Here is a 26,499-nt window from a genome sequence, read left to right as displayed (position 1 = left end):
TTTGAAATGAATGAAATAAAGTGCCCTCACTGTCAAACAATTTTTACAATCAATGAGACTGAATATAGTCAGTTGTTAGAACAAGTGAGAACCAAAGAATTTGAACATGATCTTTTAGAGAGAGTTTCGTCTGAAAAACGTCTTATTGAAGAGCAGCTAAAAAATGAATTGCAAACTCAAGTGGGAGAAAAAGAACAAGAAATTTTGAGATTAAAGCATGCTATAGAAACTTTTGAACAAAATCAATCACTCGAATTACAGGCCGTAGTGTCACAAAAGGATGCTGATATTAGCGAGCTACAACAAAAATTAGATAAAGTAGTTGCTGACAATGCTTTAGCTTTAGCTCAAGTAATATCTGAAAAAGATAAAGAGAATCAAGAATTACAAGCAAAAATTAATTTAATATCCCTTGAAAAAGATAAAGAAAAGCAAGAAGCCTTGCATGCCATCCAGCAAGAAAAAGATCAAATGGCTAATCAGCTCGTATTACAAGAACAGAAAAAAGAGCTAGATAAACAATCTTTGCTTAGTCAACATCAGACTGAGTTAGCACAAAAAGATGAATTGATTGCTTACTATAAAGATTTTAAAGCTAAACAATCAACAAAGATGATTGGTGAAAGCCTAGAACAACACTGTGAATATGAATTTAACCGTTTACGCATGACAGCTTTTCCAAATGCACAGTTTTCTAAGGATAATGACGCTAAAACCGGATCAAAAGGTGATTATATTTATCGAGAATTTGATGAAAACGGCATTGAGATTATTTCGATAATGTTTGAAATGAAAAACGAAGCTGATCAGACAGCGTCGAAAAAGAAAAATGAACATTTTTTTAAAGAATTGGATAAGGATCGGCGTGAGAAAAAATGTGAATATGCTGTTTTAGTATCACTATTAGAAGTGGACAGTGAACTTTATAACAATGGTATCGTTGATGTCTCTTATCAATACCCGAAAATGTATGTCGTACGGCCCCAGTTCTTCATCCCCATTATTACTTTACTGAGAAATGCAGCTTTAAATTCTTTAAAATACAAACAAGAATTAGCTATTGTTAAAGAGCAACACATTGATATTACACATTTTGAAGAAGATTTAAATGTATTTAAAACAGCTTTTTCTAAAAATTACCAATCTGCTAGTAAGAATTTTCAAAAGGCTATTGATGAGATTGATAAGTCAATTAAGCGGATGGAAGCTGTGAAAGCTGCCCTGACAACAAGTGAAAATCAACTGCGTTTGGCTAATAATAAATTGGAAGATGTCTCTGTTAAGAAGCTTACTCGACAGAATCCAACTATGAAAAGTAAGTTTGATGCACTTTGATAAAAATTGTATCTAAATACTAATGAGAGGTTGAAGTGATTAATTGTATTGATTTGACAATTCCTGTCGCAGAGGTATTAAAAGAGCATCCAGAGTTAAAGCCACTTTTGATTGACTTAGGTTTTAAACCGTTAGCTAATCCCATGATGCTTAATACAGTAGCGAAGGTAACAAGTATATCAGCTGGTTCTAAATTGGCAGGTATTTCTATAGAAGCTGTTAAAGAAACCTTGTTATGTAATGGTTATGAGATTAAGGAGTGAAGTATGTCTGATAATCGTATTGAAATACTAAAAGATATTTTACTCGACCTCCATCAAGGTGCGAGTGCAGAGTCTGTCCAGGAACGCTTCGATCAGCATTTTACGGGTGTCTCCGCTTTGGAAATTTCGATGATGGAACACGAATTAATGGCATCTGAGATAGGCATTACTTTTGAAGATATTATGTCTTTGTGCAATGTTCATGCCAATCTGTTTAAAGGAGCCATTCAGGAGTCTGAAGTTCCTGATGCTGATCAAGAAGGGCATCCTGTTTATGTCTTTAAACAGGAAAATCTGGCTCTTCGTGCAGCTCTGCTTAGAATTCGTCGTATCTTAGATAATATGGCTAAACTAGATGACAGCAGTATACTTGAACAGTTGATTAAGGGGTTAAGACATCAAATGACTCTTTTGGGACAATTTGATCGTCATTATACTCGCAAAGAACAGCTATTTTTCCCGATAATGGAAGCTTATGGGCATGATGCTCCTCCAGTTGTAATGTGGGGAGTTGATGATAAGATTAGAGATTTGTTTTCAGAGGTAAAGCAGGCCATTGATCTTTTTCCTGCTAAGACAGTAGCTGAGATTAGAGAACGCTTTGATTTATTTGCGAGCGAATTCGAAGAAATGATTTTTAAAGAAGAATCTATTTTATTGATGATTCTTTTAGAATCCTTTACCCAAGATGACTGGTTGCAAATAGCCAAGGAGAGTGATCAATATGGTTATGCGATTATTAAGCCTTTAAAAGAGTGGCGTCCCGTTAGAAACTCGTTTGGAGAAGAAAATGAATACCCTTCTGTGGAAGCAATAAGTTCTCGAGAAATAACAGATGACAAGACGGTTACTGTCTTTGAAACAGAACAAGGAACCTTTTCTCTCTCATTTACTCCTAAAATACCGTCTAGTACAGTTGGCGATAGATATACTTCTCAAGCTTTTGGAAATGGTTTTTTATCTGTTGAACAAGCAGACCTTATTCTCAATCATTTACCAATGGAGATAACTTTTGTCAATAAGGATGATATTTTTCAGTATCATAACAATCATACCTCGGAAAAAGAGATGATTTTTAAAAGAAACCCAAGTCAAATTGGTCGTCACGTTGAAGCTTGCCATCCTCCTAGAGTGGTAGACAAGGTCAAAGAGATTATAAAAATTTTAAAATCCGGTCAGAGAGAAAAAGTAACGATGTGGTTTAAGTCTGAGAAAAGGGAGATTTTTGTGCATGTTACTTATGCTGCTGTAAGAAATAATCAAGGAGAATTTGAAGGCGTGTTAGAATACGTTCAGGAAATCCAAGATTTTAGAGCTATTGATACTGATTTTAACAGAGAAATTTAACGATTTCTCATGATAGAGGCTTCTAATTTGACTATGTCAAACAATGGTAGTGGCTTAGTTTCTCTCCTTTTTAACTTTATGGTATAATGACTACTATGATTAACGGAATTATTAATTTGAAAAAAGCGGCTGGGATGACTAGTCATGACGCTGTTTTTAAACTGCGAAAAATACTTCAAGAAAAAAAGATTGGCCATGGAGGGACACTTGATCCAGACGTCACAGGAGTCTTGCCAATTGCCGTTGGTAAAGCGACGCGAGTTTTGGAATTTATGACCGAATCTGGTAAAGTTTACGAAGGTGAAATCACATTAGGCTATTCAACAACAACAGAGGATGCTAGTGGCGAAGTCGTAAAAAAAACACCAGTAAGCTCTACTTTATCAGAAGAAGATATAGATTTGGCTATGAGGGAGTTTGTAGGGCAGATTACTCAGATTCCTCCTATGTTTTCTGCTGTAAAAGTTAATGGTAAAAAATTATATGAGTATGCTCGTGCAGGTGAAGTGGTCGAACGTCCAGAGAGACAGATCACTATCGGGGAATTTTACAGAACTTCTTCATTAATTCATGAGGATGATACTGTTCGCTTTTCTTTTAGGGTATCTTGTAGTAAAGGGACATATGTCAGAACCTTATCCGTAGATTTAGGGGAGCGTCTGGGTTTTGCTAGCCATATGTCTCAGCTGCAGCGGACAGCTTCGGCTGGTTTAGACTTGTCTCAGTCAGTTACACTTGAAGAAATTGAGTTGCTAGTTGCTAAAAATGACCTCTCTTTTCTTTTGCCAATTGAATTTGGACTTTCTGATCTGGAAAAAGTTGTTATTGATGAAGAGGCAGTGACCGATATCCGCCATGGAAGATTTATCCCTATAGAGAATGAGAAAAAAACAGTAGCAGCTTATTATAATGACCAGGTTGTCGCTATTTTAGAAAAGCGGGGAGACTTGTATAAACCAAGAAAAGTACTAATATCATGAAAATAACAGTTATTAAATCTCATCAAGAGATTGTGGAACCACAAAAAACAGTTCTTGTCCTGGGCTACTTTGATGCTCTTCACACTGGACATAAAGCGCTATTTGATAAAGCAAAAGAAGTGGCAAAGAAGAAAGAATTAACCGTCGTTGTAATGACCTTTCTGGAATCTCCTAAACTAGCTTTTAGTCGTTTTACGCCAGAATTGCTTCTACACGTCACATATCCTGAGAAGCGTTATCAAAAATTTGAAGAGTATGGGGTTGACTCTCTATATCTAACGAATTTTACGAGTGATTTTGCTAAAATTTCATCCGATGAATTTATCAATACCTATATTAAACAATTAAATCCAGATAGTATAGTTGTTGGCTTTGACTATCATTTTGGACATAATAGAACTAATCCTGATTATTTGTCTCGTAATTTTTCTGGTGATGTTATTGTCATCCCTGAAATAAGAGATGGGCAGCGAAAAATTAGTTCAACCTTAATACGCCAACTGATTCAAGAAGGGAATGTTAGGGATGCTGGCCAATTGTTGGGGTATGATTATTCGACGCGAGGGATTGTTGTGCATGGAGATGCTAGAGGACGCACGATTGGCTTTCCTACAGCTAATTTAGCCCCAATAGATAGGACCCATCTTCCTGCAGATGGCGTCTATGTTACAGATGTTATTGTCAAAGGTAAACGCTATCGATCAATGACTAGTATTGGAGAAAATATTACTTTCGGTGGTACAGAACTACGCTTAGAAGCTAATATTTTTGATTTTTCAGGGGATATTTACGGTGAGGCTATTGAAATTTTTTGGTTAGAGAAAATTCGTGACATGGAAAAATTTAATGGCATAGATGATTTAGTTCAGCAGCTTGAAAATGATCAAGAAATTGCGATAAATTGGCAAAAACCATAGCCAAGTCTTTTAATTTTTTGTATAATGTTAACCAAGTAGATTGATTGATGAGGCGAGATATGGTTACTTTATTTTTATCACCGAGTTGCACGAGTTGTCGTAAGGCGCGTGCTTGGTTAGAAAAGCACGAAGTCGAGTATGTTGAACATAATATTATTACAAGCCCTTTGACTCAAGATGAATTGATGTCTATCCTATCATTCACGGAAAATGGGACAGAAGATATTATTTCAACCCGTTCAAAAGTTTTTCAAAAGTTAGATATAGATGTCGATGACATGTCTATTTCTCAACTGATTGAGTTAATTGCTTCAAATCCAAGTTTATTACGACGTCCCATTATTATGGATAATAAGCGTATGCAAATTGGGTTCAATGAAGATGAGATTAGAGCCTTTTTGCCAAGAGATTATCGTAAACAAGAACTTCGCCAAGCTACAATTCGAGCGGAAATTGAGGGAAAACATGCCTAATAATACCTATTCATACCCACTTGATTTATCCTGGAGTACTGAAGAAATAACTTCAGTGCTTTGTTTTTTTAATCATGTAGAAAAAGCCTATGAAAGTAAAGTTGATGTCCATGCTTTTTTGGAAGCTTACGCTGCATTTAAACAAGTCGTTCCATCTAAAGGGGAGGAGAAACGATTGGATAAGGCGTTTGAACAAGCTAGTGGTTATTCAATTTATCGTGCTGTTCAAGCTGCTAGATCGCAATCTGAAGGGTGGTTGAGACTTGGAGAGTAAGTTTTTATTTGCACAAGAGGTAATAAGAGAGGCTGGTGCTTTTATTAAGGATCGTATGTCTCAAGCACTTATCATTGAAGAAAAGTCAGATGAGACTGATTTAGTAACTAGCTTGGACAAGCAATGCCAAGAATTAATGATCCAAGCCATCAAAAAGGCTTATCCAGAAGATCATTTTTTAGCCGAAGAAAATGATGTAACACATCCAATAGCAGAAGGCAATGTTTGGGTGCTAGATCCTATTGATGGTACCGTTAATTTTATTGCTCAGCGCGATCATTTTGCTATTATGATAGCTTATTATGAAAATGGTGTTGGACAATTTGGCCTAATCTTAGATGTTATGCAGGATATCTTATATCACGGAGGCGGTCAATTTGATGTTTATGCTAATACTACTAAGCTTGAACATTACCACCACCGAGATTTCAAACGCTGTTTAGTTGGTGTCAATGCTCAGATGTATCTTGAAAATACAGCAGGTATTAGGGATTTTACGAGTCTAGCATTGGGAATTCGTGTCTATGGTGGAGCCGGTATCAGTATGACACAGGTTATTTCAGGGAAATTGCTTGCTTATTTTTCAAATATTGCTCCTTGGGATTACGCTGCAGCCTCAATTATGGGAGAAAAACTGGGTTACTGTTTATTAACCATCGAAGGGGAAAAACCAGACTTTCTAACAAGACAGCAAGTTATGTTTGTTCCAACAGAAGAATTATCTTTTATTCAAAAATTAGTAAATTAATGCTTATAATAAGGTTGGACTTTATGTCCAACCTTATTTATATGAAATGAAGTTCATTGTGACATCTTAACGCGGTGGTTATTAGGTTTGATTCATTCGCATTTTATGTTCTTCAAAGACCTAGAGCTATAATAAGGAAAATCTAGGCTTTTTCAACTGACAACCTCAAAATTTCTCCTAGGTCTTTGAAGTGTGCGGATCTGGGAAGACGAACTCTTTTTCTACCTTTTTCATTCTTTAGAGTTCTTTCTGTTCCTTTTTATAGGTCAATAATAAGGAATTTGATATAATAATAACATGACATTACCACAAGATTTTATTAATAAATACATAGAACTACTTCAAGAAGAAGCTCCAAATTTTTTGGATTCTTTTAGTGAGGCCCCAGTGTCTGGTTTTCGTTCAAATCCTTTAAAGGAGAATCAAATAGCCTTCGACAATCCTATTCCTAAGACAGAGTGGGGTTATTATGGAAAAATATCTGGAAAATCAGTTGAACATGTGACTGGACTTGTTTATTCACAAGAGCCAGCAGCTCAGATGGTGGGGCAGGTTGCTAAACCCAAACCCGGAATGAAAGTTCTTGATTTAGCAGCTGCGCCTGGAGGAAAGACAACTCATTTATTAAGTTATTTAAACAATACTGGGCTTTTGATCAGTAACGAGATCAATACCAAGCGAAGTAAGATTTTAACTGAAAATGTTGAGCGCTTTGGTGCAAGGAATGTTCTTGTTACCAACGAGTCGGCAGAACGTTTAGCTAAGATTTTTCCATCTTACTTTGATCTTATTGTTTTTGATGGCCCTTGTTCAGGCGAAGGAATGTTTCGCAAGGATCCAGAAGCTGAAAAATACTGGCACAAGGATTATCCGAAAGAATTAGCGAGTTTGCAGAAATCCATTTTATCAGATGCGCTCGCGATGCTAGCTCCTGGTGGTGAACTGGTCTATTCCACTTGTACCTGGTCCCCTGAGGAAAATGAAGAAGTCGTTGAGTGGCTTTTAGAAGAGTTTAGTCAATTAGAGTTAATTCCAATACGAGCAATTAACGGTATGAGAGATAGTGATCTTATGCCTGGAACTGTCAGAATGTATCCTCACTCTTTTAAGGGGGAAGGTCAGTTTATTGCCAAGTTCAAAGATGTCAGACCAAGAGAGGAAGAGACGAAGCTTAAACAGAAAAGAAAAGCTAGACAAGTCTCTTTGACCAAGGAACAAATGAACTTATGGGAATCGTTTTCTCAAGAACATTTAAAAATAACATTAGAGGGGCAATATCAGGTCTTTGGAGATCAACTCTATATTATACCCGCTCATTTACCGGACTTATCTCAATTAAAAATTGCCAGAAATGGTCTTCATTTGGGGACTTTCAAGAAAAAGCGGTTTGAGCCTTCCTTTGCTTTAGGAATAGCCTTGAAGCCATCTGAGGTAGTACAGAAATTAGAAATTGATATAGAACAGTTTAAAGAGTATGTGGCTGGTAGTCAGGTGAATTTGCATGAAACCTATTCTAATGGTTGGTATCAAGTTGTGATAAATGGGAATGGTTTGGGATTCGCTAAAGTTGTCGGAAATCAATTGAAAAATTTTTATCCCAAAGGTTTGAGATTTAAGTAGTAACTGTTATTGAATACAATTTGATTCAAAAAGAAAGTCAGTACGTTGACTTCTTGATATAATAATTTGGTGATGGGAAAGTTATCTGACAATATCAGAAAGATAGCTTGTTCTCATTCTAACTTGATTTCGTTTCTCGGAGGAAAAAAGATGAAAAAGAAAAAGCTTCTCACATTTATGGGATTGCTTGTTACCGTTTTGTTATTTCTTTCTGGGTGTGCCAGATGGATTGATAAAGGGGAAACTTCAACTGCCGTTGGATCAACAGCATTACAGCCACTCGTGGAGGCGGCAGCAGATGAATTTAGTAAACAAAATATAGGAAAAACCATTAACGTCCAAGGTGGTGGTTCTGGTACTGGATTGTCACAAGTACAATCAGGGGCAGTTCAAATTGGTAATAGTGATTTGTTTGCGGAAGAAAAAGATGGTATTGATGCTTCTAAACTTGTCGATCACCGTGTTGCGGTTGCTGGGATGGCAGTTATTGTCAATAAAGAAGTATCCGTTGACAATTTATCCTCTGAACAGCTACGTGATATCTTTGCTGGCAAAATTACCAATTGGAAAGAAGTCGGTGGAAAAGATTTAGCTATTTCTATTATCAATAGAGCAGCTAGTTCAGGATCACGTGCAACCTTCGATAGTATTATCATGGGTGATGTCAATGCTAAAAGGAGCCAAGAGCAAGATTCAAATGGTATGGTTAAGTCAATTGTTTCTCAAACGTCAGGAGCTATTTCTTATCTAGCATTTGCCTACTTAGATGATAGTGTCAAAACAATGAAGCTTAACGGATTTGAACCAACACCTAAGAATGTAGCTACTAATGATTGGCCGATTTGGTCATATGAGCATATGTATACTAAAGGTGAGCCTAAGGCTTTAACAAAAGAATTTTTAGACTTCATGATGTCTGATGAAGTTCAATCTAATATCGTAACAACAATGGGCTACATCCCAATGAATGATATGAAAGTTGAAAAGACGGCTGATGGTAAAGTCTTGCCTAGATAAGGAGTAGAAATGAAGAATCAAGAATTGGCTAAGAAATTGGTTTCATCTTCAAAAAATTCTCGCCTTGAGAAATTTGGTAAGACGATTACCTTTTTATGCCTTGCTTTAATTGTCTTTATTGTAGCAATGATTTTAATTTTCGTTGCTCAAAAAGGTCTATCGACATTCTTTGTTGATAAAATCAATCTGTTTAAATTTTTATTTGGTACTGACTGGCAACCGAGTGTAAAAGGACCGGATGGTCAACCTCTTATGGGAGCTTTGCCAATGATTATGGGTTCTTTCATTGTAACGATTCTGTCTGCTTTGATTGCGACACCATTTGCTATTGGAGCAGCAGTATTTATGACGGAAGTTTCGCCTAAGTACGGTCGTAAAATCCTTCAGCCTGCTGTCGAGCTTTTGGTTGGTATACCATCTGTTGTTTATGGATTTATTGGTTTGCAAATCGTTGTGCCATTTGTACGTTCCATTTTTGGTGGCACAGGATTTGGTATCTTGTCAGGGGTTTTTGTACTTTTTGTTATGATTCTCCCAACAGTTACCTTTATGACGACAGATAGTCTTCGAGCTGTTCCGCGTCACTATCGCGAAGCAAGTATGGCTATGGGGGCAACACGTTGGCAGACCATTTGGCGTGTTGTTTTGAACGCTGCTCGCCCAGGTATTTTTACAGCGATAATCTTTGGAATGGCTCGTGCCTTTGGTGAAGCTTTAGCGATTCAAATGGTTGTTGGTAACTCTGCTGTTGTTCCTACTTCCTTGACAACGCCAGCAGCAACGTTGACATCAGTCTTAACCATGGGAATAGGTAATACGGTTATGGGAACAGTCCAAAATAATGTTCTCTGGTCACTTGCCTTGGTATTACTTCTTATGAGTCTTGCTTTTAATACCCTCGTTAAATTCATTACAAGAGAGAGAAAGAGAAACTATGAACGCTAAAAAAATGGATAAGTTAGCAACTGGTGTTCTCTACACCATTGCAGCTATTATTGTCGCAATCTTGGCATCGTTAATTCTTTATATCTTGGTTCGCGGTTTGCCTCATATCAGTTGGTCCTTCTTAACCGGAAAATCATCTTCCTATCAAGCAGGTGGAGGAATTGGGATTCAGCTGTATAACTCATTATTTCTATTAGTGACAACTTTGATCATTTCAGTACCGTTGTCAATGGGGGCAGGTATTTACCTTGCAGAATATGCTAAAAAAGGACGTTTGACAAACTTTATTCGTACTTGTATTGAAATTCTGTCTTCCCTACCATCAGTGGTAGTTGGTCTATTTGGTTATTTGATTTTCGTTGTGCAGTTTGAATATGGCTTTTCTATCATTTCAGGTGCCCTTGCTCTAACCGTCTTCAATCTACCTCAAATGACACGTACTGTAGAAGATAGTCTTCGTACTGTTCATCATACGCAACGCGAAGCAGGATTAGCTCTGGGATTATCACGTTGGGAGACAGTTTTACATGTTGTTGTTCCAGAAGCCTTACCAGGAATTGTAACAGGTATCGTTCTAGCTTCAGGGCGTATTTTCGGGGAAGCGGCTGCCTTGATCTACACTGCTGGTCAGTCAGCTCCAGCCCTTGATTGGTCTAACTGGAATCCTCTAAGTGTAACTAGCCCTATCTCACCTTTCCGTCAATCTGAGACTTTGGCTGTTCATATTTGGAAAGTTAATAGTGAGGGAACGATTCCGGATGGAACTCTCGTTTCTGCAGGATCAGCAGCAGTTTTATTGGTCTTTATTTTAATTTTTAATTTGTCTGCTCGCTTTATTGGTAAGAAATTACACGAAAAACTAACATCAGCAGCTTAATAAGGAGTTCTTATGTCTGAGTATAATTGGGATGAAAGACATATCATTACTTTCCCTGAAGATAATCTCATTTTATCAACTAATAATTTGCATGTTTATTATGGTAATAATGAAGCTATCAAAGGAATTGATATGCAATTTGAAAAAAATAAAATTACTGCTTTAATCGGTCCATCAGGATGTGGAAAATCAACCTTTCTCCGTAGCTTAAATCGGATGAACGATACTATTGATATTGCTAAAGTAACTGGTGAGATTATGTATCAAGGTATTGATGTTAATGCTCCAGAAATTAATGTTTATGAAATGCGTAAACATATAGGAATGGTTTTCCAAAGACCTAATCCATTTGCGAAATCAATCTATAATAACATTACCTTCGCCCATGAACGCGCTGGGATCAAAGATAAAAAAGTATTGGATGAGATTGTTGAAACTTCATTGAAACAAGTGGGCTTGTGGGATAAGTTGAAAGATGATTTACATAAATCAGCTTTTACTCTCTCAGGTGGACAGCAGCAACGTTTGTGCATTGCCCGCGCTATTTCGGTAAAACCTGATATTCTATTGATGGATGAACCTGCTTCAAACCTTGACCCAATTGCAACAATGCAATTGGAAGAAACCATGTTTGAATTGAAGAAAAACTATTCGATCATTATTGTGACGCACAACATGCAGCAAGCAGCGCGTGCTAGTGACTACACTGCCTTTTTCTATTTAGGTGATTTGATTGAATATGATAAAACAAAAAATATTTTCCAAAATGCTAAATTGCAGTCAACAAGCGACTATGTTTCAGGGCGTTTTGGATAGGAAGGAGAAGGAATGACAGAACCAATTTTACAAGTCCGAGATTTGTCAGTCTATTATGAAAAGAAAAAAGCTTTGAATAATGTGTCACTTGATATTTTTCCAAACGAAATCACGACCCTCATCGGCCCTTCTGGATCTGGAAAATCAACCCTTCTAAGAGCAATCAACCGTATGGGAGATTTGAATCCAGAATGGTCGCTTACAGGTTCTATCAGTTATGATGGCCACAACATTTACAGTCCTAGAACAGATACTGTTGATTTACGTAAAGAAATTGGGATGGTATTCCAACAACCTAACCCATTCCCAATGTCAATTTATGAAAATGTTGTCTACGGTCTACGTATTAAGGGGATTAAGGATAAAGCTATTCTAGATGAAGCTGTTGAAAAATCTTTGATTGGAGCTTCTATTTGGGATGAAGTGAAAGATCGTCTTCATGATTCAGCTCTTGGTTTATCTGGTGGTCAGCAGCAGCGTGTTTGCGTGGCTCGTGTCTTAGCTACTAGCCCTCGTATCATTCTCTTAGATGAACCAACATCAGCCCTAGACCCTATTTCAGCTGGTAAAATTGAAGAGACCTTATATGGACTGAAAAAAGATTACACTATGGTTGTCGTGACACGTTCAATGCAGCAAGCTTCACGTATTTCTGACCGTACAGGTTTCTTCTTAGATGGTAATCTAATTGAATTTGAAGATACTAAGACTATGTTTATGAAACCAAAACATAAAGAAACAGAAGACTATATTACTGGTAAATTTGGATAATCCAAATCAATGAAAGAGGTAGCCTATGTTACGTACACAATTTGAAGAAGAATTAGATAAACTACATAATCAATTTTATGCTATGGGAACAGAAGTCTTGGCACAAATTAATAAAAGTGTCCGTGCTTTTGTTAGTCACGACCGTGACTTGGCTCAAGAAGTGATTGACGAAGATGAAGTGGTCAATAACTACGAAACTAAACTTGAAAAAAAATCCCTTGAAATTATCGCTTTACAACAGCCAGTGTCACAAGACTTGCGGACAGTTATTACTGTTTTAAAGGCTTCCAATGATGTAGAGCGTATGGGTGACCATGCCTCGGCTATTGCGAAAGCAACCATTCGTATGAAGGGTGAGGAACGTGTTCCTCAAGTAGAAGCAGAAATAAGTAAAATGGGGAAAGCTGTTAAGCGTATGTTGGAAGACGCGCTTAACGCCTACATCAATGGTGATGAAACCACTGCCCGTGAAGTAGCAACCAAAGATGAAGAAATTGATGAATATTTCAGAACCATTCAACACCAAGCGGTGGAGAGTATTAGAGAAAATCCTGAAGCAGCCTTTGCTGGTAAAGAATATTTCCAAGTTCTCATGTATCTAGAGCGTATCGGTGATTACGCTCGCAATATTTGTGAATGGGTTGTTTACCTTAAGACTGGTAAGATTATCGAATTATAAGTCACTTTATGGTATAATTAAGGGTGTTGGATTCAACATCCTTTTCTTCTTAATTGGTTGCCTTTGTTTACACCAGTTAAAAAGTTGATTAGGGAAATCCCAGCTAATATTAAGGAGTATTATGAAAGTAGTCGAACACTTGATTGAAACGTTTATTCCAGAAAACTATAATCTTTTTCTTGACATAAATCGTCAGGAAAAACAATTTTCAGGTAATGTTGCTATCACAGGAGAAGCTTTAGACAATCAGATTGCCTTGCATCAAAAAGATTTGCATATTGAATCTGTAAAACTAGATAATGAAGCACTTACTTTTGAGGTGGATCAGGACAATGAATGTGTCCGCATTGATTCACCAGATACTGGTATGATGACACTTGTCATTGAATTTTCAGGTCAAATCACTGATAATATGACTGGTATTTACCCGTCTTATTACACAGAAAATGGTGTCAAAAAAGAGGTTATTTCAACACAGTTTGAAAGTCATTTTGCACGAGAAGCTTTCCCTTGCGTTGATGAACCTGAGGCAAAAGCAACCTTTGATTTATCCTTGAAGTTTGATCAAGTAGAAGGTGAAATTGCTCTTTCTAATATGCCTGAATCAAACCCAGAACTTCGTCAAGAAACAGGTGTTTGGAGTTTTGAAACAACGCCACGCATGTCTTCATATTTGCTAGCATTTGGTTTTGGTGATTTACAAGGAAAAACACAAACCTCTAAAAACGGAACAGAAGTAGGTATCTTCTCAACTAAGGCTCATCCCTTAAAATCACTTGATTTTGCGCTGGATATTGCTGTTCGTGTCATTGATTTCTATGAAGATTATTTTGGTGTTACTTACCCAATTCCATTGTCATACCATTTAGCCTTACCTGATTTCTCTGCGGGAGCTATGGAAAACTGGGGGCTTGTGACTTACCGTGAAATCTACCTTTTAGTTGATGATAATTCTACAGTATCCAGTCGTCAACAGGTAGCCCTTGTTATTGCCCATGAGTTGGCTCATCAATGGTTCGGTAATCTGGTAACCATGAAATGGTGGGATGATTTATGGCTAAATGAAAGTTTTGCCAATATGATGGAATACGTGGCTATTGTTGCTATCGAACCATCTTGGAATATTTTTGAAGACTTCCAAACAGGTGGAGTTCCTCATGCTCTTAAACGTGATGCAACTGATGGTGTTCAATCTGTTCATGTTGAAGTCAAACATCCTGATGAAATTAATACCTTATTTGATGCTGCTATTGTTTATGCTAAAGGTAGTCGTCTCATGCACATGTTGCGTCGTTGGCTTGGCGATGATGCCTTTGCAGCTGGTTTAAACGCCTATTTCAAGAAACACCAATATCAAAATACAGTAGGCTACGATCTTTGGAGAGCATTGTCGGATGCTTCAGGTAAAGATGTCTCTGGTTTTATGAATTCATGGCTTGAACAACCAGGTTATCCAGTGGTTACTGTCTCTGTTGAAGATGACAATTTAGTGATCAGTCAGGAACAATTCTTTATTGGTGAAGGTGAAGAAGTTGGACGATTGTGGCAAGTTCCACTTAATAGTAACTGGGAAGGTCTTCCAGATACTTTAATAGAAGAACGTCTAGTCATTCCAAATTACAGTCAATTAGCTGTGCAAAATGAGGGAGCTCTTCGATTAAATACGGAAAACACAGCTCATTACATCTCTAATTATAAGGGAGAGCTTTTGGAGGCGATTTTCAATGATTTAGAATCTCTAGATGCAACTAGCCAATTGCAAGTTGTCGAAGAGCGTCGTTTATTAGCTGAAGGTGGTAAGATTTCTTATGCCGAACTCGTCCCTCTAATTGAGCGACTATCAAAAGCTGATTCTTACATGGTTATTTCTGCAATTAGTTCAGTCTTGAATGGTCTTGATAAGTTTATTGATGAAAATAGTGAAGAAGAAGCTGCAAAACATGATTTGATTCGCCGTATTTTCCATGATAAATTTGAACGTCTAGGTTTCTTACCGAGTCCAGAAGAATCAGATGAAGATGAAATGGTTCGTCAATTAGTTTTAGCACAATTGATCGAAGCGCATGACCTTGATGTAACAGCAGAAGCAAGTCAATTGTTTGCACAGTACCGCGACGATTTAGAAAAAATTCCTGCTTCAATCCGTGCAGTGTTATTGATTAATGAATTTAAATCATCTGAAACTGCTGAATTGTTAAATGAATATATTGGGTATTATGTTAAGACAAACGATGGCACCTTTAAGCGTCAATTATCTCAAGCTATTGCTCACACTAAGGATGCGCAGAATCTCTCAACAATTTTAGAGTATTTTAAAGATAAGGATATCATTAAACCACAAGACTTATCAGCTTGGTATGGAGCTCTTTTAAGTCATCGGTTTAGTCAAGATACTGTATGGCAATGGTCGAAAGTAAACTGGGAATGGATTAAATCTGTTCTTGGAGGTGACATGAGTTTTGATTCTTTTGTCATTATCCCTTCACGTCTATTTAAAACACCAACAGCTCTTGAAGAATATAAATCCTTCTTTGAACCTCAATTAGACGATATGGCTATCAGCCGTAATATCTCTATGGGTATTAAAGAAATTTCAGCTCGTCTTGAGTTAATTAATAAAGAAAAAGAAGCTGTTTCAAATGCCCTTTTGAAATAATTTATCTTTTAAGATAGAATAATTGATTACTGTCAAAATAGAGTTAATCAGAAACTAAAACATCGACTTCACCGATTCAAGTGAGGTCGATTTTTGATACACTTATTATTGGAACAGAGCAATGCTTCAGATTTGCTTAAGCATTCTGCCTTATAATGAAGACACGGTAATACTCTTATGGAGAACTGATACAAGTGGCTTTGAGGATTAGTTTTAGGTATAATGGAACAAAGGAGAGATGCAATATGATAAAATTACTCTTGGTTGAAGATGATTTGAGTTTGTCCAATTCTGTATTTGATTTTCTGGATGATTTTGCAGATGTGATGCAGGTCTTTGATGGGGAAGAAGGATTGTATGAAGCTGAATCTGGCGTTTATGATCTTATTTTATTAGATCTTATGCTTCCAGAAAAAAATGGTTTTCAAGTGCTAAAAGAGCTTCGAGAAAAAGGGATAACAACGCCTGTTTTAATTATGACAGCAAAGGAAGGGTTGGATGATAAGGGACATGGTTTTGAGTTAGGAGCAGATGATTATTTAACTAAGCCATTTTATCTAGAAGAATTAAAAATGAGAATCCAAGCCTTACTTAAACGTTCTGGAAAGCTGACCGATCATACCATCGTATACGGTAATATTAGCGTTGACACGACAATTAATCGTGTTACAGTAGATGGCAAAGAAGTAGAATTTTTAGGTAAAGAATTTGAATTGTTAATGTACTTTCTACAAAACCAAAATGTTATTTTACCTAAAACACAGATTTTTGATCGTTTATGGGGATTTGATAGCGATACAACGCTTTCGGTTGTTGAAGTTTATGTGTCAAAAATCCGTAAAAAACTTAAAGGAACGAGTTTTGCAGATCATTTACAGACTTTAAGAAGTGTTGGTTATATTTTAAAAGATGCATAAATACATACAAAAAAAAATTCATTCTGATAATTTCAAGCCCTTTATCCATTTTATGATGGTATTCACTGCTATTTTCTTTGTGATGACGATTATTATTTTGCAGATTATGAGACTTGGTCTCTACTCTTCAACGGATAATAGTCTGAAAAGAGCTAGGTACTCTGCGGCTAGTTATATTGCAATGACTATGGCTAGGAATTACTCTTGGAGCTCAGATGGAGATGGTTTCGGTATTACAATCGATCCTAGTAAGTTTAAACACAATGATGATCTGGCTGTTTTAGATATTATTGTATTTGATAGATTTGGAGAGGTTATTAATACGGTTGATGCTTATTCTGAATTTTCAAGTATTAAGCTTAATAAAAAACAGCTCAATAGAATTGTTAAAGAGACTCACATCAACACTTATGGACATGCTGAAAATTATCGCAGTGTCACGCTTGAAGTTACCGATTTAGCTTATCCTCAAGTAAAATATATTAGTTTTCTAGCGAGTACGAGACAATTGGATGAGGCATTTGACCGCTATGTTAATGTTATTATAAGCATTATGATTATCTTTTGGTTGATATCAGTTATCACTAGTGTTTATCTAGCCAAGTGGAGTCGTAAACCAATCATTGCTAGTTATGAAAAACAAAAGAGCTTTGTTGAAAATGCCAGCCATGAATTAAGAACGCCCCTGGCTGTACTCCAAAATCGCTTAGAAACCTTGTTTAGAAAACCTAATGATACTATTCTTGAACATAGCGAGAGTATTGCAGCAAGTCTTGATGAAGTTAGAAATATGAGAATGTTAACGACAAATCTCTTAAACTTAGCTCGTCGTGATGATGGTATTGACCCGAACATAGAAGATATTTCACCAACATTTTTTGATGATGTCTTTAAAAATTACCAATTAATTGCTCAAGAGAATGACAAGGAGTTAATGGTAATGAATCATTTGAAACGACCTATTAAATCAGATAAAACGCTCATAAAACAGTTGATGACTATTTTAGTTGATAACGCCTTGAAATATACAAAGAAGCAAGGGATTATTAGTATTTCTGTTGAAACCAAAGGGCGCCGTTTGTGGTTGAGAGTATCTGATAATGGTCTAGGTATTTCAGATGATGATAAATCGAAAATCTTTGATCGATTTTACCGTGTTGATAAAGCAAGAACGAGACAATCTGGTGGATTTGGTCTAGGTTTATCTCTTGCCAAGCAGATTGTAGATACTTTAGGTGGAGAGATAACAGTAAAAGATAATACACCTCAAGGAACTATTTTTGATGTTTTCTTATAAGAGGTCTCCTTGTTTTTATAGTGAAAGAGGGAGAGGGAAAGCCTCCCTTTTCACTAAAAAGGTTCCTAGAATCTTTTTTGCCACCACCACATAGCTCAAAAAAAATTGAGAGATCTTTTGAGGGTGTCTATAGAAAAAGCACAGCTTTTATCTACTATTCTAGGTTTGCTGCTGAGCGTAAAAGGTGAATGAAACAGCCATTTAGCAGTGTTTGCTTGGGACTAAAGTTCCTAAGAAACTCTGTAGTGGAAACTCTAAAATGGATAAGCTGCTAAGCGTTTCTCTCAACCACTGCGTTAGGATGTTAAAACGAACTCTATATTGAGAGGCTGGACTTTTTGTCCAGCCTCCTTTATTTTTAAATTTGAACTACCTACCTCAATTGTTGCTGTCTTTTAACTGGCAGGTTACATTTGTTTGTAATAAGTTTTAGAGAAAAAAAGAGTTGCCATCTGGCAACTCGATTCTTATTAATTAACCTAATTTAGTAGCAAGACGCGCTTTATCACGGCTAGCTTTGTTTGCGTGGATCAAACCTTTTGATTTTGCTTTATCAATGCTTGAAGAAGCAGCGCGGAAAAGCTCTTCAGATGGGTTTGCTTCAAAAGCTTTAATCGCAGAACGCATAGCTGATTTTTGTGCTGAGTTTTTTTCGTTTTGTTTAACGTTAAGTTCAGCGCGTTTGATAGCTGATTTAATGTTTGCCAAAGTATTCACCTCCATATTTACTAACTCTATCATTATATAAGAAAATGATAGCTTTGACAAGTCTTTCTCACTTTTTGAGGTAAATTTCATCAATTTTATGATTGAGTGATTTGTGGAGGATAATATCTGCTCGACTTCTTGATGGCTCAATATAATGTTTTAAATTGACAAGATTAATAGACTCCCAAGTATGTTTAGCGATACCTAAAGCTTCTTGTTTAGTGAGCTTTGTGAATCGATGGTAGTAGTTAGTTGTATCCTTTTGAGCAATTAGCAAAAGTTTTGAAAAACGTTCGAGGTACCATTTTTCGATATGTTCTGTATGGGCATCAATATAAATGGAGAAATCAAAGTAATCGGCTATGTAGAGACGTTCGTTTTGAGGATTTTGGAAAACATTAATGCCTTCAACAATAAGAAAATCTGGCGCTTCTAGACTTAGAACAGTGTTAGGGATAATATCATAAATTTCATGTGAATAGATTGGAATGTCAACCTTGCGACCATTTTTGATAGTGTCTAAAAAATGCAGCAAACGAGGCATATCATAAGATTCTGGAAAGCCTTTTCGTTCAAGAATTCCCTTGTCAATTAAGGTCTGATTAGGATATAGAAACCCATCCGTGGTTACCATCTCGACTTTACACTCAGGGTGTGTACGACTGAGAAGTAGTTGCAAAAGACGACTAGTTGTTGACTTTCCAACAGCAACAGATCCAGAAATACCAATGATGAAAGGGCGTTTGTTTAATTGATCTTTTAAAAAAAGACTTTTTGAAAAAGCTAAATCATCAACACTCTTTTTATAAATATTAATTAAATTGATTAATGGAAGATAGATATCTTTAACATCTTCTAACTCGATGTGGTCATTTAAACTTCTAAGAGCTTCTAACTCATCAGAGGTTAGCAAGTTGGGAGAATGGCGATGTAACTGTTGCCATTCTTGTCGAGAAATATTTTTAAAATTGATTAAATCATGAATCATAAGTCAAACTCCTGTTCAACATTATATCAATAAAAACGAAAAAATGAAAACCATTTCAGAATTCTAGAACAAAATCAAAAACTATGGTAAAATAAAAGCCGCAGAAAGAAATAGAAAAGAGATAAAATGGCTAATATGTACTATGAGGAAAATCCCAATAGCAGTCATGATATAAAAGAATTAAACGTGAATCTTTTAGGAGATAGTTTTTCTTTTAAGACTGATGCGGGTGTCTTCTCTAAAAAAATGATTGACTTTGGTAGCCAAGTCTTATTATCAACGTTAACATTTCATAAAAATGATACGCTACTTGATCTTGGTTGTGGTTATGGTCCGCTTGGGATTGCTTTAGCCAAAGTTCAAGGTGTTAAAGCCACGATGGTAGATATTAATAATCGTGCGATTGATTTAGCAAGAGAAAATGCACAAGCTAATGATGTAGAGGTAGACATTTTTCAATCTAATATTTATGATAAGGTGACTGGAAGATTTGATCATATTATCTCTAATCCTCCTATTCGTGCAGGAAAAGAAGTTGTCCATAGAATCTTGGTAGAAGCATTTGATTACCTCAATCCAGATGGTGATTTAACAATTGTTATTCAGAAAAAACAAGGCGCACCCAGCGCAAAAGCCAAAATGCAAGAGATATTTGGTAATGTTGAAATCCTAAAAAAAGATAAAGGCTATTATATTTTAAGAAGTGTAAAATAATATTTAGCGTTTGTAATGGTAAAATGATTGGTCTTTATATTATTGTTAACGACATCAAGTACTTGATCGAGCACGGTAATCCCTATGCTTAAGATTGTGATGAGCAATAGCTAAGCGAGACGAGAGTAATGGCTTCATCTTAGCTCTCATGTTTATTCGCTAGGTTATTAACTATCAATAAAATTTCAGAAGTCTGATCTGTCGTAAAAAACGATTTTATAGATTACAGAAGTGTTATATTGTTCGTGAAAAGATTAGACAAAGAGTTAAGAAGAAAAAAATTAACGAAAAAATCAATTTAAACCAAAAATTAGTTCAAAATCTACTTACAGAATTTTAAAAAAATGGTAAAATAAGGGTGACTAAAAGTTAACCTAAAGAAATGATACAAATTTTTTATTAAAAAAATGCTTAAAAGGCGTAAAATCGTTTACTTGATGATACATTTATAAAAAATAGAGAGCAAATGGAGAGACTTGCTGTAGAAGTAAAAGAGTATAGTTTTTCTAATGTTTATGCTAAGGATTTTTGTTAAGTAAGATCCAAAATATTACTACGTCTAGTATCCCCCTTATTTAAGGAGAATTAGCTGATGAATACTACTGACCTTATTACTTTAGCTATAGAAGCAAGCAAAAATGCTTATGTCCCTTATTCACATTTTCCGATTGGAGCTGCAGTTCTAACCAAGTCTGGTCAGGTATTCCAAGGATGTAATATTGAAAATATTAGTTTTGGCTTGTGTAATTGTGGAGAGCGAACGGCTATTTTTAAGGCGGTTTCCGAAGGATATCGTGAACTGGAAGCAATAGCAGTTTATGGTGAAACAGAAGAACCAGTTTCTCCTTGTGGTGCTTGCCGACAAGTTATGGTTGAATTTTTTGAGTCAACCTCTAAAGTTATTTTAATTTCACAAAATGGTAAGACAGTCGAGATGACAGTCGAAGAGTTACTTCCGTACTCTTTTACAGATTTGAACTAATCTGTTTGTTGAACTAATCTGTTTGTTGTTAACCTTTGGGTTATTAGCTCGCAACCTTGTTGCAATATTTTTTTAGGAGGGTTCATTAAGATGAACAAAAAGATTGTTGGTATTGGTCTAGCTTCAGTAGCTGTTCTTACTCTTGCTGCCTGTGGAAATCGTGGTGGTTCAAAGTCAGATAAAGATGATGCTGGTCTTAAAGTTGCAATGGTAACTGATACTGGTGGTGTTGATGACAAATCATTTAACCAATCAGCTTGGGAAGGTCTTCAAGCTTGGGGTAAAGATAACGGTTTGGAAAAAGGTAAAGGATTCGATTATTTCCAATCAACTAGTGAATCTGACTACGCTAATAACCTAGATACAGCTATCTCAAGTGGTTATCAACTTGTTTTCGGTATTGGTTTTGCTCTACATGATGCGATTGAAAAAGCTGCCGAAGATAATCCCGAAACAAATTTTGTCATCATTGACGATGTGATTGAAGGTAAAGATAACGTTGCCAGCGCAACATTTGCTGATAATGAAGCGGCTTACTTAGCTGGTATTGCAGCTGCAAAAACAACAAAAACTAAAACGGTTGGCTTTATAGGTGGTATGGAGTCTGATGTTATCACACGTTTTGAAAAAGGTTTTGAAGCTGGTGTTAAATCTGTAGACGACTCAATTAACATTAAAGTTGATTATGCTGGATCTTTTGGTGACGCGGCTAAGGGTAAAACAATTGCAGCTGCTCAATACGCAGGTGGTGCTGATATTGTTTATCAAGTTGCTGGTGGAACTGGTGTAGGGGTTTTCAGTGAAGCTAAATCACTCAACGAAGGTAAAGCAGAATCTGAAAAAGTATGGGTTATCGGTGTTGACCGTGATCAAAAAGACGAAGGTAAATATACTTCTAAAGATGGCAAAGAATCAAACTTTGTTCTAGCATCAACTCTTAAGGAAGTGGGTAAAACACTTGAACTCATTTCAACACAAGCTAAAGACAACAAGTTCCCTGGTGGGGATGTGACTGTTTATGGTCTTAAAGATGGTGGTGTAGATATCGCTACAACAAACGTTGACGAGGCTACTGTAAAAGAAATCGAAAAAGCTAAAGAACAAATTAAATCAGGTGAGATAAAAGTACCTAAAAAATAAATTTTAAACCAAAAATCAAAAAAAAGGACGACCTTGGTCGGTTGTCTTTTTTTGAACTGAGATGTTATATCTCAGTAAAGACCATCACCATTAGTTTGGTGGATTTTAGTGAAATATAACTTCCATTGAAAGGAAACTCCTTATGACACAGAATGTCATTGAAATGAGAGAAATTACCAAAATTTTTGGTGATTTTGTCGCAAATGATAAGATTAATTTGAATTTGCAAAAAGGTGAAATCCATGCCCTTCTTGGGGAAAATGGGGCAGGCAAGTCGACATTGATGAATATGTTGGCAGGTCTTTTAGAACCTACAAGTGGAGAAATTGTTGTAAATGGTCAATCTGTAGTTATTGACTCACCATCAAAATCTTCTCGAATTGGTATTGGAATGGTTCACCAGCACTTTATGCTTGTTGAAGCCTTTACTGTTGCTGAAAATATTATTCTAGGAAACGAAGTAACTTCTGGAATTGCTTTGGATATGAAAAAGGCTCAAGAAGAAATCGTTGCCTTGTCAGAAAAGTATGGTCTTGCTATTAATCCTAAAGCCAAAGTTGCTGATATTTCTGTAGGAGCTCAACAGCGGGTTGAAATCCTAAAAACCTTGTATCGCGGAGCTGATATTCTTATCTTTGATGAACCGACAGCTGTGTTAACACCTGCTGAGATTGCTGAATTTATGATAATCATGAAGAACCTAACCAAAGAAGGAAAATCAATTATCTTGATTACTCATAAATTGGACGAAATTCGTGCGGTAGCTGATCGAGTAACTGTTATTCGTCGTGGAAAGAGTATTGAAACAGTAGAAGTTGGCGATGCAACATCACAAGAATTGGCTGAAATGATGGTTGGTCGTTCAGTTTCTTTCAAAACGGAGAAAGTAGCTTCTGTCCCAGGAGATGTCATCCTCTCCATTAAAAATCTAGTTGTTGATGAAAATCGTGGTGTCCCAGCTGTAAAAGATCTCTCATTAGATGTTCGTGCAGGGGAGATTGTTGGTATTGCTGGTATTGATGGTAACGGTCAAAGTGAGTTAATCCAAGCCATTGCTGGTTTGCGTAAGGTAAAATCAGGTCATATTACGATTAAAGGGCAAGATGCAACTAAATTGTCTTCTCGTAAGATTACAGAACTCAGTGTTGGTCATATCCCTGAGGATCGTCATAGAGATGGCTTGGTTTTGGATATGACCTTGGCTGAGAATGTTGCTTTACAGACTTATTACAAGGAACCGTTGAGCAAAAATGGTGTATTGAACTATAATAAAATGAATGAGTATGCTCGCAAATTGATGACGGAATTTGATGTCCGTGGTGCTAGTGAATTAGTTCCTGCCAAAGGGTTCTCAGGAGGAAATCAACAAAAAGCTATCATTGCTCGTGAAATTGATCGTAATCCAGATCTTTTAATTGTTAGTCAGCCAACTCGAGGACTTGATGTCGGTGCTATTGAATATATTCGAAAACGTATCATTGAAGAGCGAACTAACGGTAAAGCAGTCCTAGTGGTCAGTTTTGAACTTGATGAAATATTGGATCTTTCTGATAGAATTGCCGTTATTCATGATGGTAAAATTCAAGGCATCGTTACTCCAGAAAATACTAATAAACAAGAACTTGGTATCTTGATGGCAGGTGGGACAGTAGCGAAGGAGGAAACTCATGTCTAAAAGAATGCAACACATCTTGGTTCCCATTATTTCAGTTATTTTGGGACTTGTTTTGGGCGCGCTTATTATGCTCGTCTTTGGTTATGATCCTATTTGGGGTTATGAAGGTTTGTTCCAAATTGCATTTGGAAGTGTTAAGAATATCGGTGAAATCCTACGTGCAATGGGTCCGTTAATCCTTATCGCTCTTGGTTTTACTGTCGCTAGTAGAGCAGGATTTTTCAATATCGGTTTGTCAGGACAAGCTTACGCAGGATGGATTGCTGCAGGATGGTTTGCACTTGCTAATCCAGATTTTCCTCGCCCTCTTATGATTTTCATGACTGTCATTATCGCAGCTATTGCAGGTGGTATTGTTGGTGCTATTCCTGGTTTTCTTCGTGCGTTTTTAGGAACAAGTGAAGTTATTGTCACTATCATGATGAATTATATTATTCTTTTTGGTGGGAATGCTATTATACAACGCGTCTTTTCAAAAGATATTATGCGTACAACTGACTCATCCATATATGTTAGTCAAAATGCTACCTATCAATCAGAATGGTTGGGTGCTTTAACAAATAACTCACGTTTAAACATTGGAATTTTCTTTGCTATTATAGCAGTCCTTGTTATTTGGTTCTTGCTTAATAAGACAACACTTGGTTTTGAAATTCGCTCAGTTGGTTTGAATCCTAATGCTAGTGAGTATGCGGGAATGTCTGCCAAACGTACGATTATCTTGTCCATGATTATTTCAGGAGCATTGGCTGGACTCGGTGGTGTTGTTGAAGGTTTGGGAACTTTTGAAAACGTCTATGTTCAAAGTACTTCGCTAACAATCGGTTTTGATGGGATGGCAGTCAGTCTTCTAGCGTCAAATAATCCTATTGGCATTATTTTTGCGGCCTTCCTATTCGGTGTTCTTAATGTAGGAGCACCAGGGATGAATATTGCGGGTATTCCTCCAGAACTTGTTAAGGTTGTAACGGCATCTATTATCTTCTTTGTAGGTGCTCATTACCTTATTGAACGATTTATCAAACCCAAAAAACAAATGAAAGGTGGTAACTAATAATGAGTTTAATGACAATTTTATCCTTATTGGTTAGTTCTATGTTGATTTATGCAACACCTCTCATCTTGACAAGTATTGGTGGAACCTTCTCAGAACGTTCTGGTGTTGTCAATGTCGGTCTAGAAGGTATCATGGTTATGGGTGCTTTCTCTGGAATCGTTTTTAATTTGGGGTTTTCAGAAACTTTAGGAAATGCGACGCCATGGGTTGCGACGTTTGTAGGTGGTCTTGTTGGGATTTTATTCTCATTGATTCATGCCGTTGCCACTGTTAATTTCCGCGCAGATCATATTGTTAGCGGTACAGTACTTAATTTGATGGCACCAGCTCTCGCAGTTTTCCTTGTAAAAGTATTTTATGGAAAAGGGCAAACGGACAATATTGCTGAGGCATTTGGTAAATTTGATTTTCCAGGCTTAGCTCAAATACCTGTTATTGGTGATATCTTTTTCAAAGGAACGAGCCTTGTTGCCTATGTTGCTATTTTAATCTCATTCATCTCGTGGTACATTCTCTATAAGACAAAATTCGGTCTTCGATTACGTTCAGTTGGGGAACATCCTCAAGCAGCTGATACCTTAGGGATTAATGTATACCGTATGAAATATTATGGAGTTATGATTTCAGGTTTCCTAGGTGGAATGGGAGGAGCAGTATATGCTCAATCTATTTCAGTTAACTTTGCTGGAACTACTATTCTTGGTCCTGGCTTTATTGCCTTGGCTGCTATGATTTTTGGTAAATGGAATCCAGTTGGAGCCATGTTATCTAGTCTTTTCTTTGGAGTTTCTCAAAGCTTAGCAGTTATTGGTAATCAGTTACCTTTCCTATCAAAAATTCCAACTGTGTATCTACAAATTGCACCTTATGTGTTAACGATTATTGTGTTAGCAGCATTCTTTGGGCAAGCAGTAGGACCAAAAGCTGGTGGTAAAAACTATATTAAATCAAAATAATGATATCAGATATGCTAAGTATCCATTAGTTTCATAATTTATAAGAAAAGAACATTTCCAGTTTTGGAGATGCTCTTTTCTTATGTTTTATTTTGAAATTATTATGATGATGAGATACTTAGAAAGTCAAGTTGTTTTCTAAAGAGTAGAACAAAAATCAATGAAATTTAGTATAGAAATTGAATTAAAAAGTATCGATACTTTCATATTTCTGTGATATTAACAGTGGAGACTAGCCAAAAAATACGATTTTTGATAAAATAGAAAACGTTAACATAGATATAGATATTATGGTTTGTGATTTAATGAGCAAAAAAATTGGTGTCTATTATTGTATGTGTTATACT

26 protein-coding genes are annotated in these 26,499 nt (G+C 36.4%); 24 read left to right on the top strand and 2 right to left on the bottom strand.

Going from position 1 to position 26,499, the window contains the following annotated elements:
• Nucleotides 1–6 precede the first annotated feature (6 nt).
• The 18 genes from C0J00_RS05385 to C0J00_RS05300 all read left to right on the top strand — a co-directional run bounded on the left by C0J00_RS05385 (nucleotide 7) and on the right by C0J00_RS05300 (nucleotide 17,932).
• A complete protein-coding gene (locus tag C0J00_RS05385) occupies nucleotides 7–1,335 on the top strand; it encodes a DUF2130 domain-containing protein (RefSeq protein ID WP_104967905.1) in 1,329 nt (442 codons plus the stop codon).
• Between the two features lie 35 nt (nucleotides 1,336–1,370).
• Nucleotides 1,371–1,598 (top strand): DUF1858 domain-containing protein, encoded by a 228-nt coding sequence (locus tag C0J00_RS05380; protein ID WP_104967904.1) that lies wholly within the window; start codon nucleotides 1,371–1,373, stop codon nucleotides 1,596–1,598.
• Nucleotides 1,599–1,601: 3 nt separating this feature from the next.
• Complete coding sequence (locus C0J00_RS05375) at nucleotides 1,602–2,945, top strand: DUF438 domain-containing protein (protein ID WP_104967903.1); 1,344 nt, start codon at nucleotides 1,602–1,604, stop codon at nucleotides 2,943–2,945.
• Nucleotides 2,946–3,040: 95 nt separating this feature from the next.
• Complete coding sequence (gene truB, locus C0J00_RS05370) at nucleotides 3,041–3,925, top strand: tRNA pseudouridine(55) synthase TruB (protein WP_104967902.1); 885 nt, start codon at nucleotides 3,041–3,043, stop codon at nucleotides 3,923–3,925.
• Nucleotides 3,922–4,842, top strand: coding sequence for a bifunctional riboflavin kinase/FAD synthetase (locus C0J00_RS05365; RefSeq protein ID WP_104967901.1), 921 nt, complete (start codon nucleotides 3,922–3,924; stop codon nucleotides 4,840–4,842). Before truB ends, C0J00_RS05365 begins: the two co-directional genes overlap by 4 nt.
• A gap of 59 nt (nucleotides 4,843–4,901) precedes the next feature.
• Nucleotides 4,902–5,315 (top strand): Spx/MgsR family RNA polymerase-binding regulatory protein, encoded by a 414-nt coding sequence (locus tag C0J00_RS05360; RefSeq protein ID WP_104967900.1) that lies wholly within the window; start codon nucleotides 4,902–4,904, stop codon nucleotides 5,313–5,315.
• Nucleotides 5,308–5,589 carry a UPF0223 family protein gene (locus tag C0J00_RS05355; RefSeq protein WP_104967899.1) on the top strand — a complete coding sequence of 94 codons (282 nt, stop codon included), beginning with the start codon at nucleotides 5,308–5,310 and terminating at the stop codon, nucleotides 5,587–5,589. Before C0J00_RS05360 ends, C0J00_RS05355 begins: the two co-directional genes overlap by 8 nt.
• On the top strand, nucleotides 5,579–6,337 hold the full coding sequence (locus C0J00_RS05350) for an inositol monophosphatase family protein (RefSeq protein ID WP_104967898.1): 759 nt from the start codon (nucleotides 5,579–5,581) through the stop codon (nucleotides 6,335–6,337). Before C0J00_RS05355 ends, C0J00_RS05350 begins: the two co-directional genes overlap by 11 nt.
• A gap of 297 nt (nucleotides 6,338–6,634) precedes the next feature.
• Nucleotides 6,635–7,957 (top strand): RsmF rRNA methyltransferase first C-terminal domain-containing protein, encoded by a 1,323-nt coding sequence (locus tag C0J00_RS05345; protein WP_104967897.1) that lies wholly within the window; start codon nucleotides 6,635–6,637, stop codon nucleotides 7,955–7,957.
• Nucleotides 7,958–8,107: 150 nt separating this feature from the next.
• Nucleotides 8,108–8,974: a phosphate ABC transporter substrate-binding protein PstS gene (locus C0J00_RS05340; protein ID WP_104967896.1), complete on the top strand. Its 867-nt coding sequence runs from the start codon at nucleotides 8,108–8,110 to the stop codon at nucleotides 8,972–8,974.
• Nucleotides 8,975–8,983: 9 nt separating this feature from the next.
• Complete coding sequence (pstC, locus tag C0J00_RS05335) at nucleotides 8,984–9,919, top strand: phosphate ABC transporter permease subunit PstC (RefSeq protein WP_104967895.1); 936 nt, start codon at nucleotides 8,984–8,986, stop codon at nucleotides 9,917–9,919.
• Nucleotides 9,909–10,796, top strand: coding sequence for a phosphate ABC transporter permease PstA (pstA, locus tag C0J00_RS05330; RefSeq protein ID WP_104967894.1), 888 nt, complete (start codon nucleotides 9,909–9,911; stop codon nucleotides 10,794–10,796). Before pstC ends, pstA begins: the two co-directional genes overlap by 11 nt.
• Nucleotides 10,797–10,808: 12 nt before the next feature.
• Entirely contained in the window at nucleotides 10,809–11,612 is an 804-nt protein-coding gene (gene pstB, locus C0J00_RS05325; RefSeq protein ID WP_104967893.1) for a phosphate ABC transporter ATP-binding protein PstB, read from the top strand.
• A 12-nt stretch (nucleotides 11,613–11,624) separates the two neighbouring features.
• A complete protein-coding gene (gene pstB / locus C0J00_RS05320) occupies nucleotides 11,625–12,383 on the top strand; it encodes a phosphate ABC transporter ATP-binding protein PstB (protein WP_104967892.1) in 759 nt (252 codons plus the stop codon).
• Nucleotides 12,384–12,408: 25 nt separating this feature from the next.
• Nucleotides 12,409–13,062 carry a phosphate signaling complex protein PhoU gene (gene phoU / locus C0J00_RS05315; RefSeq protein ID WP_104967891.1) on the top strand — a complete coding sequence of 218 codons (654 nt, stop codon included), beginning with the start codon at nucleotides 12,409–12,411 and terminating at the stop codon, nucleotides 13,060–13,062.
• Between the two features lie 121 nt (nucleotides 13,063–13,183).
• Complete coding sequence (locus C0J00_RS05310) at nucleotides 13,184–15,718, top strand: M1 family metallopeptidase (protein ID WP_104967890.1); 2,535 nt, start codon at nucleotides 13,184–13,186, stop codon at nucleotides 15,716–15,718.
• A 245-nt stretch (nucleotides 15,719–15,963) separates the two neighbouring features.
• Nucleotides 15,964–16,635 (top strand): response regulator transcription factor, encoded by a 672-nt coding sequence (locus C0J00_RS05305; protein ID WP_104967889.1) that lies wholly within the window; start codon nucleotides 15,964–15,966, stop codon nucleotides 16,633–16,635.
• Entirely contained in the window at nucleotides 16,628–17,932 is a 1,305-nt protein-coding gene (locus tag C0J00_RS05300) for a sensor histidine kinase (protein ID WP_104967888.1), read from the top strand. Before C0J00_RS05305 ends, C0J00_RS05300 begins: the two co-directional genes overlap by 8 nt.
• A 474-nt stretch (nucleotides 17,933–18,406) precedes the next feature.
• Here the strand turns inward: C0J00_RS05300 and rpsT are convergent, their stop codons facing one another.
• Nucleotides 18,407–18,655 (bottom strand): 30S ribosomal protein S20, encoded by a 249-nt coding sequence (gene rpsT / locus C0J00_RS05295; protein ID WP_104967887.1) that lies wholly within the window; start codon nucleotides 18,653–18,655, stop codon nucleotides 18,407–18,409.
• Nucleotides 18,656–18,707: 52 nt separating this feature from the next.
• On the bottom strand, nucleotides 18,708–19,628 hold the full coding sequence (gene coaA, locus C0J00_RS05290) for a type I pantothenate kinase (RefSeq protein WP_104967886.1): 921 nt from the start codon (nucleotides 19,626–19,628) through the stop codon (nucleotides 18,708–18,710).
• Nucleotides 19,629–19,754: 126 nt separating this feature from the next.
• Here coaA and C0J00_RS05285 point away from each other — a divergent pair, with 126 nt between their 5' ends.
• From C0J00_RS05285 to C0J00_RS05260, 6 genes are all read left to right on the top strand, one after another.
• A complete protein-coding gene (locus C0J00_RS05285) occupies nucleotides 19,755–20,342 on the top strand; it encodes a class I SAM-dependent methyltransferase (protein WP_104967885.1) in 588 nt (195 codons plus the stop codon).
• 592 nt (nucleotides 20,343–20,934) lie between these two features.
• Nucleotides 20,935–21,324, top strand: a complete 390-nt coding sequence (locus C0J00_RS05280) for a cytidine deaminase (protein WP_104967884.1) — start codon at nucleotides 20,935–20,937, stop codon at nucleotides 21,322–21,324.
• Between the two features lie 90 nt (nucleotides 21,325–21,414).
• Entirely contained in the window at nucleotides 21,415–22,464 is a 1,050-nt protein-coding gene (locus C0J00_RS05275; RefSeq protein WP_104967883.1) for a BMP family lipoprotein, read from the top strand.
• A 142-nt stretch (nucleotides 22,465–22,606) separates the two neighbouring features.
• Nucleotides 22,607–24,139: an ABC transporter ATP-binding protein gene (locus C0J00_RS05270; RefSeq protein ID WP_104967882.1), complete on the top strand. Its 1,533-nt coding sequence runs from the start codon at nucleotides 22,607–22,609 to the stop codon at nucleotides 24,137–24,139.
• Nucleotides 24,132–25,193, top strand: a complete 1,062-nt coding sequence (locus C0J00_RS05265) for an ABC transporter permease (RefSeq protein ID WP_104967881.1) — start codon at nucleotides 24,132–24,134, stop codon at nucleotides 25,191–25,193. The genes C0J00_RS05270 and C0J00_RS05265 overlap by 8 nt, the downstream gene beginning before the upstream one ends.
• Nucleotides 25,194–25,195: 2 nt before the next feature.
• The gene (locus tag C0J00_RS05260; protein WP_104967880.1) at nucleotides 25,196–26,152 is read left to right on the top strand and encodes an ABC transporter permease; all 957 of its coding nucleotides are present in this window, start codon (nucleotides 25,196–25,198) and stop codon (nucleotides 26,150–26,152) included.
• Nucleotides 26,153–26,499 lie beyond the last annotated feature (347 nt).

The organism is Streptococcus pluranimalium (assembly GCF_002953735.1).
Taxonomy (GTDB): Bacteria; Bacillota; Bacilli; order Lactobacillales; family Streptococcaceae; genus Streptococcus; species Streptococcus pluranimalium.
Note: the sequence above shows the minus strand (reverse complement) of the source record. Positions and strands in the feature narration are given on the sequence as shown.